The sequence below is a fragment of the Glutamicibacter sp. MOO4 genome (assembly GCF_056934395.1).
In genome coordinates this window covers 2767226-2784114 of the sequence record NZ_CM167800.1, presented here as the reverse complement: position 1 = coordinate 2784114, position 16889 = coordinate 2767226, and the positions used below count along the sequence as shown (strand labels likewise).

Genomic DNA, 16889 nt, shown 5'->3' with positions numbered 1-16889 from the left:
GGGCCTACATCCTGAAGAGACCGAAGCTGGTCTCTGGTAATTCGGTTCGGGCGCAAACATCTAAGGCAAGGCCAAGCACCCGGCGGGTATCGGCTGGGTCAATGACTCCGTCATCCCACAAACGCGCGGTGGAGTAGTACGGGTTTCCTTGAGTTTCGTATTGCTCACGGATGGGGGCTTTGAAGTCCTCTTCTTCGTCGCTGCTCCAGGAGCCACCACCGGCTTCGATCCCGTCGCGCTTAACTGTGGCCAGCACCGAGGAGGCTTGGTTGCCGCCCATCACGGAGATGCGCGCATTGGGCCACATCCACAAGAAGCGTGGTGAATAGGCACGCCCACACATCGAATAGTTGCCTGCCCCAAAGGATCCACCGATGATGACCGTCAACTTGGGGACCCGGGCGGTTGCTACCGCGGTGACCATCTTGGCTCCATGCTTGGCGATGCCGTCCGCCTCATAGTCGCGGCCCACCATAAACCCGGCGAGATTCTGCAGGAAGATCAGCGGGATGCCGCGCTGGTCGCAGAGCTCGATGAAGTGGGCACCCTTCATGGCCGATTCGGAGAAGAGTACCCCGTTGTTCGCAATGATCCCGACTTGGTGGCCGTGGATATGCGCAAATCCGGTGACCAGGGTGGTGCCGTAGTCGGCTTTGAACTCATGGAATTTACTGCCGTCCACAATTCGGGCGATGACTTCGTGCACGTCATAGGGTGCGTTGACGTCTACCGGAACAACGCCGGATAGTTCGGTGCCTGGATAGAGTGGTTCCGTTACCTGCTCGGCAATGTTCCATGCCGGGGTGGGGTTGGGTGGCAGGGTGGAAACGATGTCGCGGATGATCATCAGCGCATGCTCATCGTTTTCTGCCAGATGGTCCACCACTCCGGAGGTTTTGGCGTGCAGGTCTCCGCCACCTAATTCCTCTGCGGTGACAATCTCACCGATGGCAGCCTTCACCAGTGGTGGACCGCCAAGGAAGATGGTGCCTTGGTTGCGTACGATGACCGTCTCGTCGCTCATCGCCGGAACGTAGGCGCCGCCGGCGGTGCAGGATCCGAGGACCGCGGCCAGCTGTGGGATCTTCATGGCGGAAAGCTGCGCTTGGTTGTAAAAAATTCGGCCGAAGTGATCGCGGTCCGGGAAGACCTCATCTTGCATCGGCAAAAATGCGCCGCCGGAGTCCACCAAGTAGATGCAAGGCAGTCGGTTTTCTAAAGCGATCTCTTGTGCGCGCAGGTGCTTCTTTACCGTCATCGGGAAGTAGGTGCCACCCTTGACGGTGGCGTCATTGGCAATGATCAGCACGTGTCGACCGTGAACCAAACCGACGCCAGCGATCATTCCGGCGCCGGGGCAGGCACCGTCATACATGTCTTCGGCGGCCAGCGGAGCAATTTCCAAAAACGGTGAACCGTCATCGAGTAGTTGGTCCACACGCTCGCGGGGCAGTAGCTTGCCGCGTGCTACATGGCGTTCCCGAGACTTTTGCGAGCCACCGCGCCCAGCGCGTTCGAGGCGTTGATGCAGGTCCGCCAGCAGGGCGGCGTTGGTTTGAGTATTGCTCGCAAATGCTGCGGGATCCGGTTGGGAACTAAGCGTCTTCACTTTTCAGTCCTTGGGCTCGGGCTCGCTGGCAATAACCAGCGGGGCAGGGAGTTCTTTGATGGCCAACGGGAATTCGTCGGTGACGGCGAGCATTCGCATGGCGAGGGAGACAAAATTTAGTTGCACTTCGGGCAATGACAGCCGTCCATCGCGGCGATACCAGTGGGACGCCCCGGTGCCCATTTCCATCATGGCTAGTCGGGCGATGCCCAGGTCCACGGTGTTGAACAGGCCTTGAGTTGTGCCGGTAGCCAGGGTGGATGCAAAGAGCTGCTCGTAGTCATCGCGGAGCGCCTGCATGCCTTTGGCGTGCTCGGCGGACAGCGCGCGCATTTCGTGTTCTGCGACGCGGGAGGTTTTTGGATTAGTGGCGGTGAAGCCTACGTGGAAGGCAACGAGCAGGGCTAGCTGACGTACTGGATCGGTGCTGTCGGCGATGGTCTGCCCGGCTCCTTCGATCATGGAGGTCAGGCAATTTTTGATGATGCCAACGAGGAGTTCTTCTTTGCCACCGACATAGTGATAGAGGGTGGCGGAGTTCAGATTCAGGGCTGTTCCGAGTTCTCGGATACCGGTCGCGGCGAATCCGCGCTGCGCAAAACAGGAGACTGCAGCCTGCTGGATTTGACCCAGTTCCATGGACACCACCTTGTGTTCCCAATCAATCGATTGACAGTGTCTATCCAATCCGAGAACCGGTGTGGTGTCAATCACTTTTAGCTCAAGAGGCTGATTCTGAGGCGGTTCTGACAAGCGCGAAATATTTGGAAAATCGTTTATGAATCAAATGCATAACGGTAGGCTTCATGATGGTATTTACATTGAAATCTGAGTTAATGACATTCAGGTGCCCACGAATTACGACCGGAAAGCACTATGCCACAACCCACTGACACCGTCGTCACTGCCCATGTAACTAGCCGGCGAAAGCTCTTAGCTGGCGCCACCGGACTGATCGCACTGGCCTCTCTGAGTGCCTGCTCGACACCAGAGGCTACCGAAACCGCTCCTGTCGCTCATGCTGAAGCACCCAAGACACCGAACGAGGTACTCAAGGCGCTGAAAGCTGGCAATCAGCGCTATCTTTCGAACGAGCTTCAGCACCCCAACCAAGATGAAGAACGGCGCGACGAGCAGGCCGAGCATCAAAGCCCTTTCGCCCTGATCCACGGGTGCGTCGACTCGCGCGTTACCCCGGAGCTGCTTTTTGATCAAGGAATCGGTGACCTCTTTGTCACCAGAACCGCAGGCGCAGTCCTTGATGACACCTTGGTGGGCAGCATGGAGTTTGCCGTCTCCGAACCTTACTCGGTTCCCCTGTTGGTGATTCTCGGACATACGGCCTGTGGCGCGGTGACCGGAACTCTTCAAGCCATGGAAAAGAATGCCGATAACCCTGAACTGCCCGGAGAAATGGATGACTTTGCGGAGCAAATTGCGCCAGTGGCCCGCAAGGAAAATGTTTCGGGATCAAGCGCTGACGCAGTGAACACGGTGGTCAAGGCTAATGCGATAGCCGTTGCGCAGCAGCTGGTGGAACGTTCGGCCATTATTCGCAAGGCAGTGCAAGAGAAGCGGACCCGCGTGGTTAGCGCAGTTTATGATCTGCAGACCGGCGAAGTGAGTTGGCTGGAAAGCTGAGAGAGATCTCGGCCTGGAACACAAGGTAAGGCGTTAAAGTGAAATCCCCGTCGGCTAAGCCGACGGGGATTTCAACGATCATCACTCGCACCTTCAATGAGGTAGTTACTACGTTACCCAAGCTTTCTATGCTCGGGCTGAGCAAAAGCTTCGCGGTTGCAGTGCGTTGAGACGGGGTGAGGAATAGTTACTTCACCAGGTTGGTGCGCAGATCATCAAGGACCTGGGATGCGCCGGTTGGGCCTAGGCCTAGGAACCAAACGTCGTCATTCACGCGCACAGCTTGATTGTTCTGAACAGCCTTGAGCTTCTTCCATAGTGGACCTACAATCGCGGCCTTTTCGCCGGTGGCTTCAGGGGTTCCGTAGGAAGTGTAGAAGATCCAATCCGAGTCTGCTTCGGTGAGATTTTCAGCAGAAATTTCAGCCGCTAGGTCTTCGATACTTTGGTTCTCTGGACGCTTCAGGCCAGCATCCTTGAGGATCACACCAATCAGTGACTTGTTGGCGTAGAGACGAATCTTTTCTGGCATGAAGCGCAGCAAGGAGATCTCTGGATCACCCTTGACGTCGTTGCCTAGGGCGGACGCCTTGTCCTGGTACTTATTCAGTACGTCCACAGCCTGGGTCTCTTCGCCCAGTGCCTCACCGGCTAGCAGGAAGTTTTCCTTCCAAGGGAAACCTGGACGAATGGAGAAGACGGTTGGTGCGATCTCGTTGAGCTGAGTGTAGAGCTTATCCGCGCGCAGCTGCGAACCTAGAATCAGGTCTGGCTTTAATGCTGCGATGGATTCGAGGTTGAGTTCCTGGATGGTGCCAACGGTCTTGGCGTCCTTAACCTTGTCGGCAAGGTAGCTCGGGATTGGGCTGGAACCTTCGGTGGACGGAATGCCTACCGGGGTGATGCCCAGGGAGATCACTTCATCGAGTTCACCGGTATCAAGAACCACAACGCGCTTTGGCTTTGAGTCCAAGGTGGTGGTGCCGTTGGCGTGGGTGATGGTGCGAGGGAACTGGCCAGCTTCGGCGTCGGAGCCGAACTTTGCAGTCTCCTCATCCGCGGTGGTGAAATGTGCGCCGCCAATCGCAACATCTTTATTGCCCGAGTTGGTGTCGGTAGTGGTGGACGCGCCACAGCCGGCGGTCAGGCCAACCAGCGCTACGGCGGTGGCTGAGATTAGGGTGCGGCGCCATGCGGTGCCCATCTTCGATAAATTCACATCACAAATATACCTTATTTTACTAAGCCTACCCAAAGGTTATGACGCTCAACTTTGCTTGCGCACGGTAAAGTAATCTCGTTCCCTGCAGTACATCTGACGAAGGGCGCCGGTCATTAGCGCTAATCTCACCAGGCCCACCAACCCTGTGCCCAGCACCAACAGCATGAGTCGACAAGTGGTCCTACTCTGTGCGCTCGCGGCGATATTGCTGCTCTTGGTTGTGGCGTCGTTGGCCATTGGATCTCGTTCGTTGCCTTTGGGAAGCGTCATTCACGCTCTGCTTGATTCCGACCCCACAGTGGAACGAAGCATTGTGGTTGAGTCGCGATTACCGCGCGCGGTTCTGGCCTTGTTGGCCGGATTGGGCCTCGGGGTCTCTGGCGTCCTGGCGCAAAGTCTGACACGAAATCCTTTGGCCGAGCCCGGAATTCTGGGCGTGAACGCAGGAGCATCGCTGGCCATCGTGATTTCCGTCGGATTCTTGGGAATCCAAAGCTTCAGCGGATACGTATTTTTTGCCTTTATCGGAGCACTGCTGACCACGGCCGTAGTTTATGTGGTGGGAATGCCTCGGCCTGGGTCCAGCGATCCGGTCCGACTGGTGCTCTCCGGCGTAGCTATCGGTGCGGTGCTCACTGGTGTCGGAACGGCCCTATCCTTGGTCAAGCCTCAAGCTTTTGATCAGCTGCGAGCGTGGACTATCGGTTCGCTGCAGGGCCGTGATCCTTCGATTATTCTCACCCTGGCTGGTTGCCTTGTCGTGGGACTAGTGCTCGCGGCCAGCTCTGCCAGATCCCTTGATTCTTTGGCCTTGGGTGAAGACAGCGCGCGGTCTTTAGGGACCAATGTTGGACGCACTCGCGTGTTTGTTTTGCTGGCAATTACCATTCTGGCCGGTGCCTCAACGGCGGCGGTAGGCGCTATCGGATTTATTGGTTTGATGGCTCCGCACGCTGCCCGTCGCTTGGCCGGGGCAAATACCGGATGGATTATCGCCTTCACTGCGTTGTTAGCGCCGATGCTTTTGCTCTGCGCTGACATGCTGGGACGTGTTCTGCTGCCCGGTGAGTTGCAAGCCGGTGTGGTCGCAGCGTTCCTCGGTGCACCGTTGCTGATCATGATCGCCCGCGGACGAAAGGCGGTGGCACTGTGAGCCTGCGTTCCAAATTACGCGCACCTAGTGCGCTACTGATCTTGGTGGTGCTCTGCCTGCTGGTCACTGTCCTTGCCATCTCCGGAGGTGAGTATCAGATGAGCCCTTGGCAGGTTCTTCGGGTGATCTTCGGCGGCGGAGAAGGCATTGAAAACATGGTGATCTGGCAATGGCGAATGCCACGAGCCGTGGCTGCTTTACTCTTTGGCGCGGCGCTCGCACTTTCTGGCGCGGTTTTCCAGTCGCTGACCAGAAACCCGCTGGGTTCCCCGGACATTATCGGCTTTTCCACCGGCGCCTACACCGGTGCGCTGGTGGCATTAACCGTGCTTGGTGGTGGCTTTGTGGCCACCAGCATTGGAGCGTTGCTGGGAGGTTTGCTCACTGCGGTTCTGGTTTATGCGCTGGCTTGGCGCAATGGAACCGCTGGCTTTCGACTCATCCTTGTTGGCATCGGCATTTCCTCGGTGCTGGCTTCGTTTAATCACTTCATGGTGCTGCGGGCCGAACTCGACGTGGCCATGGCCGCCGCGGTCTGGGGTGCAGGAAGCCTGAACGGGCTGACTTGGCAATCGGTGATTCCCACAAGCATCCTACTGGTGCTCGTTTCCATCGCCTTGCTGGCCAGTTCATCACGGTTACAAATGCTGCAGTTGGGGGATGACCTGTGCCGGGCCCTTGGTATGCGGGTGGAGCGCACCAAATTATTCTTGGTGGTGCTGGCAGTCCTTTTGGTTGCCGCCGTCACCTCGTTGGCAGGACCCATTGCCTTTGTGGCATTGGTGGCCCCGCAGATTGCTCGGCGTTTAGCCGGAGCTAACGGACTTCAATTACTACCCACCGCCCTTGTTGGTGCCTTGCTGCTAGCCAGTAGTGATCTACTTGCTCAGCGTCTTTTTGCTCCGGTACAGCTGCCCGTTGGTGTGGTGACCGTCGTGTTTGGTGGCGTGTATTTGATCTACCTATTGAATCGGCGAACCACCCGTCTTTAGGGTGAGGTCATTGTTAATGACCCCACCCGAGAACCGAACAACACCGTGGTGCGCGCGGACTAGTTTTCTCCGCGCAGCGTGATGGACTCGATAGCGTGACCGTGAAGATCCTCGATCACCAGATCAACGACTAACTCATTCCAGGTAATCGGCGGACTGATCGCTTGAGAAACGTAGTCCAGTACCTGCTGTTCGATCACCTGAACCGAGCTATCCTCCGACATGCTCACATGGCATTGAGCTTTCCATGCGAGATGCGGAATCGCAGTGTCGGTGGCCTTGAATTCCGTGAAATTCAACTGAGCCGTGGTTGAACTGGCAAACACCGCTCTGATCGCTTTGATCAAGTCCAACGAGGACATTCGTTGTGGCTGACCTGTCGCAGAATCCTGCACATCCCATACGCGTTGACGCGGCACAAAGCCTGCAATCTTGCCCAAGATGCCTTGCGAGAAAGCCTCGGATTGATGCTCGGGCATGGAGCTTTGTAGTAGCTGGGTGATGAACCCATTCTGGTCTTTGAGTCGCTGGCGCTCGGCATGGCACCATCGGCACTGCAGCTCGTGTAGATCGGCTGGCTCATCGAGGTTTAGTAGGACGTCTTCGGTAGAGCGCCCGCAGGGAAGGGTAGTCATGACACCGCCTCACTGATTGCATTGCGTGCCCGTGCAAGTCGCCCTCGCACAGTTGATTCTGAAACGTTGGTTACCAAGGCGGCTTCCTTGTAGCTCATGTCCTGGAGTGCCACCAATACGAAGGTCTGGCGTAGTGCCGAGGGCAACGAATTAATGATCTCCCAAGCATCGGCAACTTCTCCACGTTGTACGGCAATATTTTCGGGTAATTCTCGTTCGGGGGCTGGGGTTTGTTCGAGTACTTCGCCATCCAGCGGTTGTTGATCGTTGACTCGTTGGCGGATTCGATCCAGGCAAATATTTCGAGCCAAGCGGTAGAGCCAGGTCTTAAACGCGGCTCGTTCGCGCAGCGAGTCCAGAGACTGCCCAGCGCGAATCCACGCGTCCTGCTCTGCGTCCTCGGCATCGTGCCAGCTGCTAAAAAATGTCTTGCAGTACTGGCGTAGCCCGGGAGTCATCCCGGTGACCAGCTCGCCGAAAGCCTCGGGATCGCCTTCCATAGAGCGACCAACAAGAAGAGTCAGTCGGGTCGGTTCCAAGCACTCCTCCTAATGTGATCTATATCACGCGCAAAACGTGTGATGATTTCTGTGTAGCTCTCGTCTGTACGAGCGTAAGGCACAAAATATCCGTTCAATGAATGAGGAGACCATCATGGTGCAACGCGATTCTCAAGGCCCGATCATCAAGCCAACCGGCGAAGAGCTGGAGCGTCAGGCCAAAGCCAATGCCGCGCATGAAGCGCAGAACAATGAAGAACTGCGCGGTCCACTTCACACCGAACTGGGTAAGACCACCATTGAAGATCGTGTTGTTCAGAAGATCGCCAGCATCGCCACCCGCGAGGTTTCTGGCGTTTACGCCATGGGCAATGCGGCACGTCGAACCTTCAACTCATTGGCAGAACGCATCCCAGGTGCACAGGCCAACGCCGCTGGTGGAGTGAGTGTTGAAAAGGGTGAGTAGCAGACCGCCATTGACGTATCGATCGTGGTTTCCTACGGCTTCTCAATCGTTGAGGTCTCCAACGAGATCCGTTCCAACATCATCGCTCAGGTTGAGCGTGCCACCGGCCTGGAGGTTATCGAGGTGAACGTCGAGGTCACCGACGTGCATCTTCCAGAAGACGATGACGACGACACCGAGCCCCGCGACGGCCTGAAATAACAGTCCGCACTTAAGGAGCAGAACATGTTACACGTCAAGTGGGGTTTGATCATTGGAGCTCTAGCCGGGCTGTTGATTGCCTTCGGTTCGTTCACCCAGTTTGTGGTGGTGGCATTCTTCGCCATCATCGGCGCCGCGGTCGGATGGCTTTTGCAGGACAGGGTTGATCTTTCGCAAGTGTTCAATAAACGTCGGCGGTGAATCAAATGACAGAGCTGTCCTCAAATCGTGGAAGCACCACGGTGAATACGGCCGTCTATTCAAAAATCGCCGCTCAGGCCGCCTACAAGGTGCCTGTGGTTGGTTCGGCCGCCGGAGGGATCTTGGGGCTGGGCAAGTACAAAGATTTTGACAGCCGTCCCAAGGCCAAAGCTGAGGTGCTCGGAAGTGCGGTCATCATCGAGTTGGACCTAGGGCTGAGCTATCCGAGCAATGTTCAACAAGCCTGCGAAGACGTGCGGGACATGGTCGCCGAGGATCTTTATAAGTATCTGGGCGTTCAGAATGTACAAACTGACATCCGAGTGAGCTGGATGTCTTCACCGGACCAAAACACAAGGAACAGGAGACTGCGATGAGAAGATTCTGGCACGTGCGCAGTGCTCGCACGTTGGCCTTGATGATCACGTTCATCACCTTGTTGGCCGTGAGCATTCTCCTCGCGCTTTCCTGCATCCTGCGATTGGTTAGTGGCCAATGGACCGGCCCTGCCGAACAGGATCTGAATACGCTCCGCGGTGTTCGCCTCAATGACAGCCTGGCAGTTAGCGTCATGGCCGTTCTTGCGGTGCTCGGCCTCGTACTGCTGCTTTGTGCACTGATCCCCGGACGCCGCCAAAGCATCCTGTTGGACACCGATAATCCGGACGCCGAATCGGAACAAGCAATGTCTTGCCGGGGCATCGCCACCTTGGTGGGGTCCGCGGTTGAACGAACCGACTCGGTAACTCGGGCCAGCGTACAGACCACGCCGGCCTGGGTGCACGTCAGTGTTCAGACTCCGGCGCACTCGGTAGACCGCGTTCGGCAGAACGTGCAAGCTCGGGCGCAAAGTGTGATCGATGGCCTGCCATTGCAACAGGCGCCCAAGGTCAAAGTCTCGGTCCAGCAGCGAGGAGGGAACTAAGAATGTGGACAACACATGTAGTGCGTCAGCGAATCATCCTGGCGATCCTCGGACTTATCTTGCTGGTCCTTGGCGGCTTGGGCCTGGCAGCAGTATTGCTTGGTTTTCCCGCCGGTCAAGATCTTGGTCAAGCGCAGCGTGGTAACAGTTTGCCGATAGACCAGCAGTACTTACTGCCACTGGGATTGGCGGTAGGGATCGTGGGCATTGTGCTTTCACTGGCCGTGATCATCACCGCCATTCCACGCCGCCCGGCGGCACATGAATTTAGATATGAATCGCGCAACGAGGGAGTCAGCGAGATCGAAACTTCGGTAATAGCTAGGGCTGTGGAATCCGCCGCTCAAACGCAACCAGAAATTGTGGATGCGAATATTCAAATCGGTGGCAGCGCCACGCAGCCCGTACTCTATGCGCGATTCACCTTGCGCGCCGATGCACCGGCGAATCGAGGAATAGAGCTGGTTAACGGCCGGGTCATCCCTGACCTTGAAATGGTGCTGGGTGTGCCCTTTGCACACAAGCACGTTTCCTTCAGTTTCCAGAAACCAGAAAAACAGGATTCGGATAAAGCCGTGCTCATCTGAGCCGGTCTCCGGGTAATAAGTAGTAAATCACTAGCGGCACGTTTGTCGTGCCAAAAACACATGGGGAGTAACAAAAAATGGGCATTATTGGTTGGATCATCCTTGGACTCATTGCCGGCGCCATCGCAAAGGCCATCAAGCCAGGAAACCAGGGTGGCGGCTGGATCGCTACGTTGGTTCTTGGTGTAGTTGGTGCACTGCTCGGCGGTTGGATCGGCTCCGCAATTTTTGGTGTCGGGGTAAGCCAGTTCTGGTCGCTTTCGACTTGGCTGCTAGCTATCGGTGGTTCCCTGATCGTATTGATCGTTTGGGGCTTCATCACCGGCAAGCGCCGCTAAGCATGGTGCTACAGACGGTCTGAGTACGCTTAGCTACTTAGCGTAATGGCAGTGGACGGGATCCTGTTGGATCCCGTCCACTGCCATTTTCAATTGTTGAAGTCTAGGTCTACATGATGCCGGTTGGTACCAGCAGGGCCCAAGCCAATGCCGGAGCGATAAGGACCACAGCACCTGCGTACATCATCAACTGCTTGTAGGTGCGCTGACGGTCTTGTTCCTTCACGTTGGCCACTACCAGCGCGCCAGCGGTGGAGAACGGGGAAACATCAACCACGGTGGCCGAGATGGCGATGGCAGCCACGGTGCCCGAAACACTCAACGAGCTCACCGACAACAGTGGTCCAGCCAGCGGGATGAAAGCGGCCAGCAGTGCGGTGGATGAGGCAAAGGCTGAACCAATACCGATGACGTAGCACAGCACCAAGGCGATGAGGATTGGTGCACCCAAAGCCAAAGCCATATGGGCCAAGGTATCAATCACACCGATGTGCGTCAGCAGCGAGACGTAGGTGATCATGCCGGCCACCAAAAGAACGGTGGACCAGGAAATCCCGGCGACAAACTTGTGCTGATCCTTGATGTTCAGCAAGGCCAAGAGCAGACCTGCACTCAGTGCGACAAAGCCGATCGGTAGACGCAAAACCAAAGCGCAGAAGAGCATCACAGCAATGAGTACCAGCGTGTAGATCTGCTGTCCGTGCGGACGGGTGCTGCGTGACTCTTCAACATCCGTATGTGCCACACCTTCACCGGAACGCAACTTACCCAGCGCAGCGAAGACGATCACGGTGAGAATCGAAAGAATCAGGTTGATGGCAAAGCTGGCGACAAATAGTGCGTTGGCAGAGACCGGGAAACCATTTTCCATGGCGATGTCGTGGACCAGAACACCGGAAACCGACAGTGGCGAGAATCCGCCTGCGTGCGCACCGTTGATAATGAAGGCGCCCATGAGCAGCGGGTGGATGCGCGATTCGTAGGCGAAGCCAATCGCAGCTGGGGCCAGCAGCGCCACGGCTGCCGGGGAGAAGGTTCCCAACGAAGTTAGCGCGGCGGCAACCAAGAAGAATACCCATGGAAGCAGCATGGTTTTGCCACGGACCAGGCGCACACAATTTTGCACGATGACATCAATGGTCCCGTTGTGCTGAGCCATGGAGAAGAAGTAGGTGACGCCGATAATGGTCAGCACAATGCTGGCTGGGAAATCCGCCAAGATTTCTTTGTCATCCATGCCGAGCATGAAGTAGCCGATGCCAAAGGAAGCAACCAGACCCATCACGCCGATATTCACCGGCCACTTGGTGGCGATGATGAACATCAGCACGAGGACTACCAGTGGGACGATCTGTTCAAAAGTTAGGCTGCTCTGTGGGTCGGCCGGCGCCGCGGAGTTAGCCATTGAAGGGCCAACCAGTAGTGCAATAAGTACAACCACGGCGGCTACGGCGGCAACAATCAGGATATTACGACGGGTGCGACGCTTTTGGCGGCGTGGGTCAACGGTGTGAAAATCAACGTCATTGCGATCAGTCACTGGCGCAACGTCGAGCTCAGTTTTAGTCATGGTCTCTCTCCTTAGCGACTGGCGCTTGCTAGGTCGGTCCCGGCAACGCTGCCGAGGGACTCGGGGAGGTGGATAGTGCTACTGGCGATAGAGCGGGCGGTACGATCTGCTCCGACGAGCAATGAGCCTTCTCGCTCTTCACTCCAGGTTTCGATGATTCCCGCAGGAGTTCGCAGCCTCAGTGTGGCGCCGGTTGGATCCCCGGTAATACTGTGCAAAACCGTGCCGGGTGTGCGGGCACCGATGGTCAGTGCAATACTTCCGGTGATAGCTAAGGCGGGATGCGGCTTTCCCATGGAGAGCATCATGACGTTGATATCACTGCCGGATTCTACCTGTGGGGCTGCAGCGATGGCTAGCTTTGGAATGGCACGAGCGGCCTGCTCGGGTATTGTGGCCAGCCCCATGCGTACCGCACCTTCGCGACGTACCTTATCAAGGATGGGAAGCTGTAGTTCAACGGCGCTCATCCACGATTCGTAGTCATTGATATCTAGGCTCAAATCTTCTGCGCGGACAACCACTACGGGTGCTCCAGCGTCCACCATGGAAACCCTCCAGCTTCGGCCTTCAATATCTAAGGTGTCGGTCGAGTTGCCGGTTGGTAGCAGGCTGCCGGTGGTCTTGCCTGCTGGATCGCGGAAACCAAGTCCGACTTTGTAGCCGGGAGTAGCGACGCCAGGCATCTGAGCTTGGGGCACGATTGGCAGGGCGCCGTTGGGGGTGTCTAGCCGCTGAATGATGATCTGCCCGGTGTTGGTATTGCGGGTGATAACTCGGGTGACGTCGCCTTCGGGGGTAACCCATCCCTGCTCAATGGCATAAAGTCCAACCACTGCAGAGCAGTTACCGCAGTTGCTGCCCCAGTCCACGGTGGCCTCTTCGATACCGACCTGAGCGAAGGTGTATTCAACATCAACGTCTGCATCGGTAGAAGGGCTAAGGATGATGGCTTTGCTGGTGGTGGAGGTGGCTCCGCCGACACCGTCGATCTGTCGTGAATCTGGGCTTCCGAAGATCTTTGGGAGCAACAGATCAAGGCTGATCCCGGTCTGCTCCACATGATCGGATTCGAAGACCCAGCACTTGCTGGTGCCTCCGCGCATCCATTCGGCTTGTATGTTCATCGTCATTCCTACGTCTCGTTGTGCCCGCTTTGCTCCCGGTCACTCGGTCCGGAAAAAGCGTCATCCGGCTATTAAACGAACATAATCTGGATCACATTTGAAGTCTACGTACATAAGATTCAAGGGGATGTAGCAATGCTTAATTAGCTTGAATGGCGCTTATGTGAGGTAGGGATTCTGAGGATTCTGAGCCGATAATCGAGGTAGATTGGCTTGCTGAGTCACAAGATTTCAGCGGTTGAACCAAAAATGAAAATGATTGAAGTGTTGCTTACAGATTGGACGCGAAATCTGTGAAAAGAATTTAAACGGTGTTGAGACGAGGTCCTCTAAGACTCGGTGTACGTGGTCACCGCTTGCTATTGAAGTGCGCAAAGCGCTATTAAAGACGTCGCTGGCGCCACGAATTTCGTGGCGCCAGCGGCGGTGGGTCTATCTGGATGCTTGGGTACTAACCGGCGATGACGACGTTGACCTTGGCCTTCTTGAACGGAGCGAGCTGATTTGCCGTTGCTTGTTTGTCGGTGATCAGCGTCCACCCCTCAGGCAATTTGGCCCAGGCGTGAAATGGGTGCTGGTTGAGCTTGGAGCTATCGGCTAAGACAAAGACCTGTTGTGCCCGTGAGGCCATCTTCTCCTTGAGCCGGGTCTGCACCAGGTCGGCTTCGCAGATGGCATCGGGGGTCACTGCGTCTGCCCCGAGGAAAACGGAATCAAAGCTCATTCGTTCCAGACAGTATTCGGCCAGTGGGCCCACAAAGGCAGCGCTTCGATGCCTTAGTGTGCCACCGATGCACTCCACGTGTATGTGTTCGGCTTCGGTCAGCTCTTCGACCACCACTAGTGAGGTGGTAGCCACGGTCAGTTCGTTAGCGTCGCACAGTTCATGCGCTAGCGAAGCGACAGTTGATCCTGAATCGAGCAGGATCGTTTGACCTTCGGCTACAAAGGTCCGCGCCTTACGGCCGATGGCAACTTTTACCGCAGCGTTTTCCATGTTCCGTTGCCGGAAAGTGGATTCAATCACCGGCGCAGTCAAAGGCATCGCGCCGCCGTAGGTGCGCGCAATTTTCCCTTCACCAGTAAGCCGTGATAAATCGCGGCGAATTGTCGAAGCGGTAACACCAAATCGTTCGGAGAGTTCCTCGACGCTGGCCAACCCGCTGGTATTGGCCAGTTCGAGAATTTGCCCTTGGCGTACCTTGGCACTGGTTGACATGGGACCCTTTCTCTTTCTGCTTTGGTGAAGCTACTACGCCGAGTGTATCGGCATTAGTGTTGCTCGCTTACTTGACCGGAACCGAAGCCAGATTCACTGACTGCTGCAATGCTTCAATCATGCTTCCCACCTCAACGATGCCCTTGCCGGCAATGTCGAAGGCAGTGCCGTGGTCAACGGAGGTGCGGATCACGGGCAACCCGACGGTGATGTTCACGCCGGCTTCGATGCCAAGAACCTTGACCGGGCCATGGCCCTGGTCGTGGTACATGGCCACGATGAGGTCGTAGTCGCCTCGTCCGGCCAAGAAGAATGCGGTATCTGCGGGCAGTGGGCCGATGGCGTTAATCCCGTCGGCTTGCAGGATTTCGAGCGCAGGGATGATCTTCTCTTCTTCTTCGCCGTAACCAAACAGACCGTTTTCGCCAGCGTGCGGGTTGATCGCACAGACACCGATTTTAGGGGTGGGGTTGCCTGCGCGCACCAGTGCTTCGTGCCCACGACGGACAGTGCGCTCCACCAGACCTGGCTCAATCTTGCTGATCGCATCGATGAGGCCGATATGAGTTGTCACGTGAATGACTTTGACCTTGGGAGTGGAAAGCATCATCGAGACTTCTTCCACGCCCATGAAGTGCGCAAGTAATTCGGTGTGGCCCGGGTAGATGTGTCCGGCCTTGTGCAGCGCAGCCTTATTTAGTGGAGCGGTGCAGATGCCTTGAACATCACCAGCCATGGCCAGCTCACATGCGATGCGGATGTAGTGGTAGGCGCCGTTGCCTGCTTCGGCAGAAATTTCGCCCCAAGCAAGGTCTTTGGAAAGTAGGTGGGGATCAATAACGTTGATTCGCCCGGGAACGAATTGAGCTTCGGAGACCGCAGTGATTTCGACAATATTCGCGGTAAGACCCAACGCCTTGGCGCCAAGTTCCAAGCGGTAGCAGTCGCCGATAACTACTGGGCGGCTGATCTTGTAAGCATTGGCATCAAGCAGAGCGCCGACGGTCACTTCGGGGCCGACGCCTGATCCGTCACCCATGGTGACGGCGATGATTGGGCGAGTATCTAGGGAAGTAGTGCTCATGAGTTCAGGCTCCTGAGAAGAAGTATTGCGCATTGTGCGCAGGGTGGTTAGGGCATTGATGAGTATTTCGGGACTACCGAAGGATCCGGGTTTGGTGCCGATGAGCCGTCCGTCTGAGGCTTGGCAAATGACAACTCCAGGCTCCAACTGCTTCTTTGGTGTCAGGCTGGAAATGCCAAGATCGTCCAGAATGGCTCGGGCGGTTTCGCCACCAGTGAGGAATAGGTCCGCATCTGGATTCGAAGCGAGGAATTCACCTGCTTGCGCGCGCAGGGTCTGCAGTACGTCCGCCGGATTTGAAGCGGCACGTGTGGCGTGCAGTAGCGTCGGATGCCCAGGACTGGTCTTACCTAGCTCCCGAATAGACTCGACACTTCGAATCCCTGCTTGGGTTGCACGACGAAGCTGCTCGCCAGATGGTCCGGAAGCGGATCCAATGACACCAAGGATGTGGCGCGTGGGCCCACCGGATTGTTCAGCGTTCCGTGGAGTTTCTGAGGTGGAACCTTCTGCAGGTTCACCGAACTTGCTGGCCAAAGCCGCATTGAGTGCTCCGGTACCAACAAGAATGCTTCGCCCAAAGCGCTCGGGATCCGCTGCGCGTAGGTTCAGCCATGTTTCGGCGACCGATAAGAGGTCCGCGTCGCTGCTGCAATCAACGATGATCGTCTGTTTTGCGTGGATTGCCTCAGTCAACTGATGCTGAAAGTCGGCCTCAGTGCTAGCAAGTGTGGGCCGAGCTAGGTTGACGGTGTCCAAATCGTTCAGGAGATCTGCGACTGATTCTGGAGCCTGCCCCGCTTCGACTTGCCATGCATCGGTGGACCCCAGGAGTTCTGCGTTGATCAGTGGCTTTCCATCAACAACGGCACGGTTCAAATGAGGCAGTGCGCCGGCTATCACCAGTTGGTAGCCGTTTGCAGCCAAAGCGGCGAGCTCTGCGTTGAGGTTGCCTCGCCATAGCGAATCGATCTTCTTGAAGATGAGGGTATCGGCTGTCTGCCCCTTGGAAATGGCAGCAAGCTTTTCATAAGCGACGGTTGGTTCCAGATAGCGGCTATTGGTGTCCACGACTCTTGCGCGGCAGTGCGTGAGCGTAGATTCCTCACTGTTGTCCAGAGAAATCTGAGTCGGGATCCCGCGTTCGCTCCAAGGCAAGGACACTTCGCAGGCTCCGGAAAAATCGTCGGCGAGAATCAGGAATTCTTTTTCGTTCTTGGTCATTTGGGTGCTTGTCACCTCCTTGGTTCATTGTCGGAATCGTTTCAGGTATCCGTGTACTTCTGGAGTAATCATGACACAGTTGCGCGAAATGCGCTATGCCTATTGCGCATTTCGCGCAAGCGTGGCAAGGTATTTCAGAGACACACATCACAGTGAGTGAATGGCCCTAATAACTATGGGTGAAGCGCTCCAGAA

At 56.3% G+C, this 16889-nt stretch carries 17 protein-coding genes and 1 pseudogene; 9 read left to right on the top strand and 9 right to left on the bottom strand.

Annotated features, from left to right (window positions below; all coding sequences use genetic code 11):
• Window positions 1-4: 4 nt before the first annotated feature.
• A complete protein-coding gene (locus tag AC1Z3F_RS13025) occupies window positions 5-1609 on the bottom strand; it encodes a carboxyl transferase domain-containing protein (RefSeq protein WP_483565965.1) in 1605 nt (534 codons plus the stop codon).
• A 3-nt stretch (window positions 1610-1612) separates the two neighbouring features.
• On the bottom strand, window positions 1613-2248 hold the full coding sequence (locus AC1Z3F_RS13020; protein WP_483565964.1) for a TetR/AcrR family transcriptional regulator: 636 nt from the start codon (window positions 2246-2248) through the stop codon (window positions 1613-1615).
• Between the two features lie 237 nt (window positions 2249-2485).
• Between AC1Z3F_RS13020 and AC1Z3F_RS13015 the strand changes: the two genes are divergently transcribed.
• Window positions 2486-3250 carry a carbonic anhydrase gene (locus AC1Z3F_RS13015; RefSeq protein ID WP_483565963.1) on the top strand — a complete coding sequence of 255 codons (765 nt, stop codon included), beginning with the start codon at window positions 2486-2488 and terminating at the stop codon, window positions 3248-3250.
• A gap of 187 nt (window positions 3251-3437) precedes the next feature.
• On the opposite strand, the gene AC1Z3F_RS13010 is transcribed toward AC1Z3F_RS13015, so the two are convergent.
• Window positions 3438-4469, bottom strand: coding sequence for an ABC transporter substrate-binding protein (locus AC1Z3F_RS13010; RefSeq protein ID WP_483565962.1), 1032 nt, complete (start codon window positions 4467-4469; stop codon window positions 3438-3440).
• 166 nt (window positions 4470-4635) lie between these two features.
• On the opposite strand from AC1Z3F_RS13010, the gene AC1Z3F_RS13005 reads away from it, so the two are divergent.
• Both AC1Z3F_RS13005 and AC1Z3F_RS13000 read left to right on the top strand, forming a co-directional pair.
• Window positions 4636-5625: an iron chelate uptake ABC transporter family permease subunit gene (locus AC1Z3F_RS13005; RefSeq protein WP_483565961.1), complete on the top strand. Its 990-nt coding sequence runs from the start codon at window positions 4636-4638 to the stop codon at window positions 5623-5625.
• Window positions 5622-6617 (top strand): FecCD family ABC transporter permease, encoded by a 996-nt coding sequence (locus AC1Z3F_RS13000; RefSeq protein ID WP_483565960.1) that lies wholly within the window; start codon window positions 5622-5624, stop codon window positions 6615-6617. The genes AC1Z3F_RS13005 and AC1Z3F_RS13000 overlap by 4 nt, the downstream gene beginning before the upstream one ends.
• A gap of 59 nt (window positions 6618-6676) precedes the next feature.
• Here the strand turns inward: AC1Z3F_RS13000 and AC1Z3F_RS12995 are convergent, their stop codons facing one another.
• Together AC1Z3F_RS12995 and AC1Z3F_RS12990 are read right to left on the bottom strand one after the other, a co-directional pair.
• The gene (locus tag AC1Z3F_RS12995; RefSeq protein WP_483565959.1) at window positions 6677-7252 is read right to left on the bottom strand and encodes a hypothetical protein; all 576 of its coding nucleotides are present in this window, start codon (window positions 7250-7252) and stop codon (window positions 6677-6679) included.
• The gene (locus AC1Z3F_RS12990) at window positions 7249-7791 is read right to left on the bottom strand and encodes an RNA polymerase sigma factor (protein ID WP_483565958.1); all 543 of its coding nucleotides are present in this window, start codon (window positions 7789-7791) and stop codon (window positions 7249-7251) included. The genes AC1Z3F_RS12995 and AC1Z3F_RS12990 overlap by 4 nt, the downstream gene beginning before the upstream one ends.
• A gap of 97 nt (window positions 7792-7888) precedes the next feature.
• Between AC1Z3F_RS12990 and AC1Z3F_RS12985 the strand changes: the two are divergent.
• From AC1Z3F_RS12985 to AC1Z3F_RS12960, 6 genes and pseudogenes are all read left to right on the top strand, one after another.
• Window positions 7889-8419 (top strand): annotated as a pseudogene (locus tag AC1Z3F_RS12985) (Asp23/Gls24 family envelope stress response protein).
• 24 nt (window positions 8420-8443) lie between these two features.
• The gene (locus AC1Z3F_RS12980; protein ID WP_165477316.1) at window positions 8444-8620 is read left to right on the top strand and encodes a hypothetical protein; all 177 of its coding nucleotides are present in this window, start codon (window positions 8444-8446) and stop codon (window positions 8618-8620) included.
• Window positions 8617-8997, top strand: a complete 381-nt coding sequence (locus AC1Z3F_RS12975; protein ID WP_483565957.1) for an Asp23/Gls24 family envelope stress response protein — start codon at window positions 8617-8619, stop codon at window positions 8995-8997. The genes AC1Z3F_RS12980 and AC1Z3F_RS12975 overlap by 4 nt, the downstream gene beginning before the upstream one ends.
• Entirely contained in the window at window positions 8994-9545 is a 552-nt protein-coding gene (locus AC1Z3F_RS12970) for a DUF6286 domain-containing protein (RefSeq protein WP_483565956.1), read from the top strand. Before AC1Z3F_RS12975 ends, AC1Z3F_RS12970 begins: the two co-directional genes overlap by 4 nt.
• A gap of 2 nt (window positions 9546-9547) precedes the next feature.
• Entirely contained in the window at window positions 9548-10132 is a 585-nt protein-coding gene (locus AC1Z3F_RS12965; RefSeq protein WP_483565955.1) for a hypothetical protein, read from the top strand.
• A gap of 77 nt (window positions 10133-10209) precedes the next feature.
• The gene (locus tag AC1Z3F_RS12960; RefSeq protein WP_262199077.1) at window positions 10210-10470 is read left to right on the top strand and encodes a GlsB/YeaQ/YmgE family stress response membrane protein; all 261 of its coding nucleotides are present in this window, start codon (window positions 10210-10212) and stop codon (window positions 10468-10470) included.
• 109 nt (window positions 10471-10579) lie between these two features.
• On the opposite strand, the gene AC1Z3F_RS12955 is transcribed toward AC1Z3F_RS12960, so the two are convergent.
• The 4 genes from AC1Z3F_RS12955 to pdxA form a co-directional block, all read right to left on the bottom strand.
• Entirely contained in the window at window positions 10580-12040 is a 1461-nt protein-coding gene (locus tag AC1Z3F_RS12955; RefSeq protein WP_483565954.1) for an SLC13 family permease, read from the bottom strand.
• A gap of 11 nt (window positions 12041-12051) precedes the next feature.
• Window positions 12052-13167 carry a PrpF domain-containing protein gene (locus AC1Z3F_RS12950; RefSeq protein ID WP_483565953.1) on the bottom strand — a complete coding sequence of 372 codons (1116 nt, stop codon included), beginning with the start codon at window positions 13165-13167 and terminating at the stop codon, window positions 12052-12054.
• A 451-nt stretch (window positions 13168-13618) separates the two neighbouring features.
• Window positions 13619-14386, bottom strand: coding sequence for a DeoR/GlpR family DNA-binding transcription regulator (locus AC1Z3F_RS12945; protein ID WP_483565952.1), 768 nt, complete (start codon window positions 14384-14386; stop codon window positions 13619-13621).
• A 67-nt stretch (window positions 14387-14453) separates the two neighbouring features.
• A complete protein-coding gene (gene pdxA / locus AC1Z3F_RS12940) occupies window positions 14454-16694 on the bottom strand; it encodes a 4-hydroxythreonine-4-phosphate dehydrogenase PdxA (protein ID WP_483565951.1) in 2241 nt (746 codons plus the stop codon).
• Between the last annotated feature and the right edge of the window lie 195 nt (window positions 16695-16889).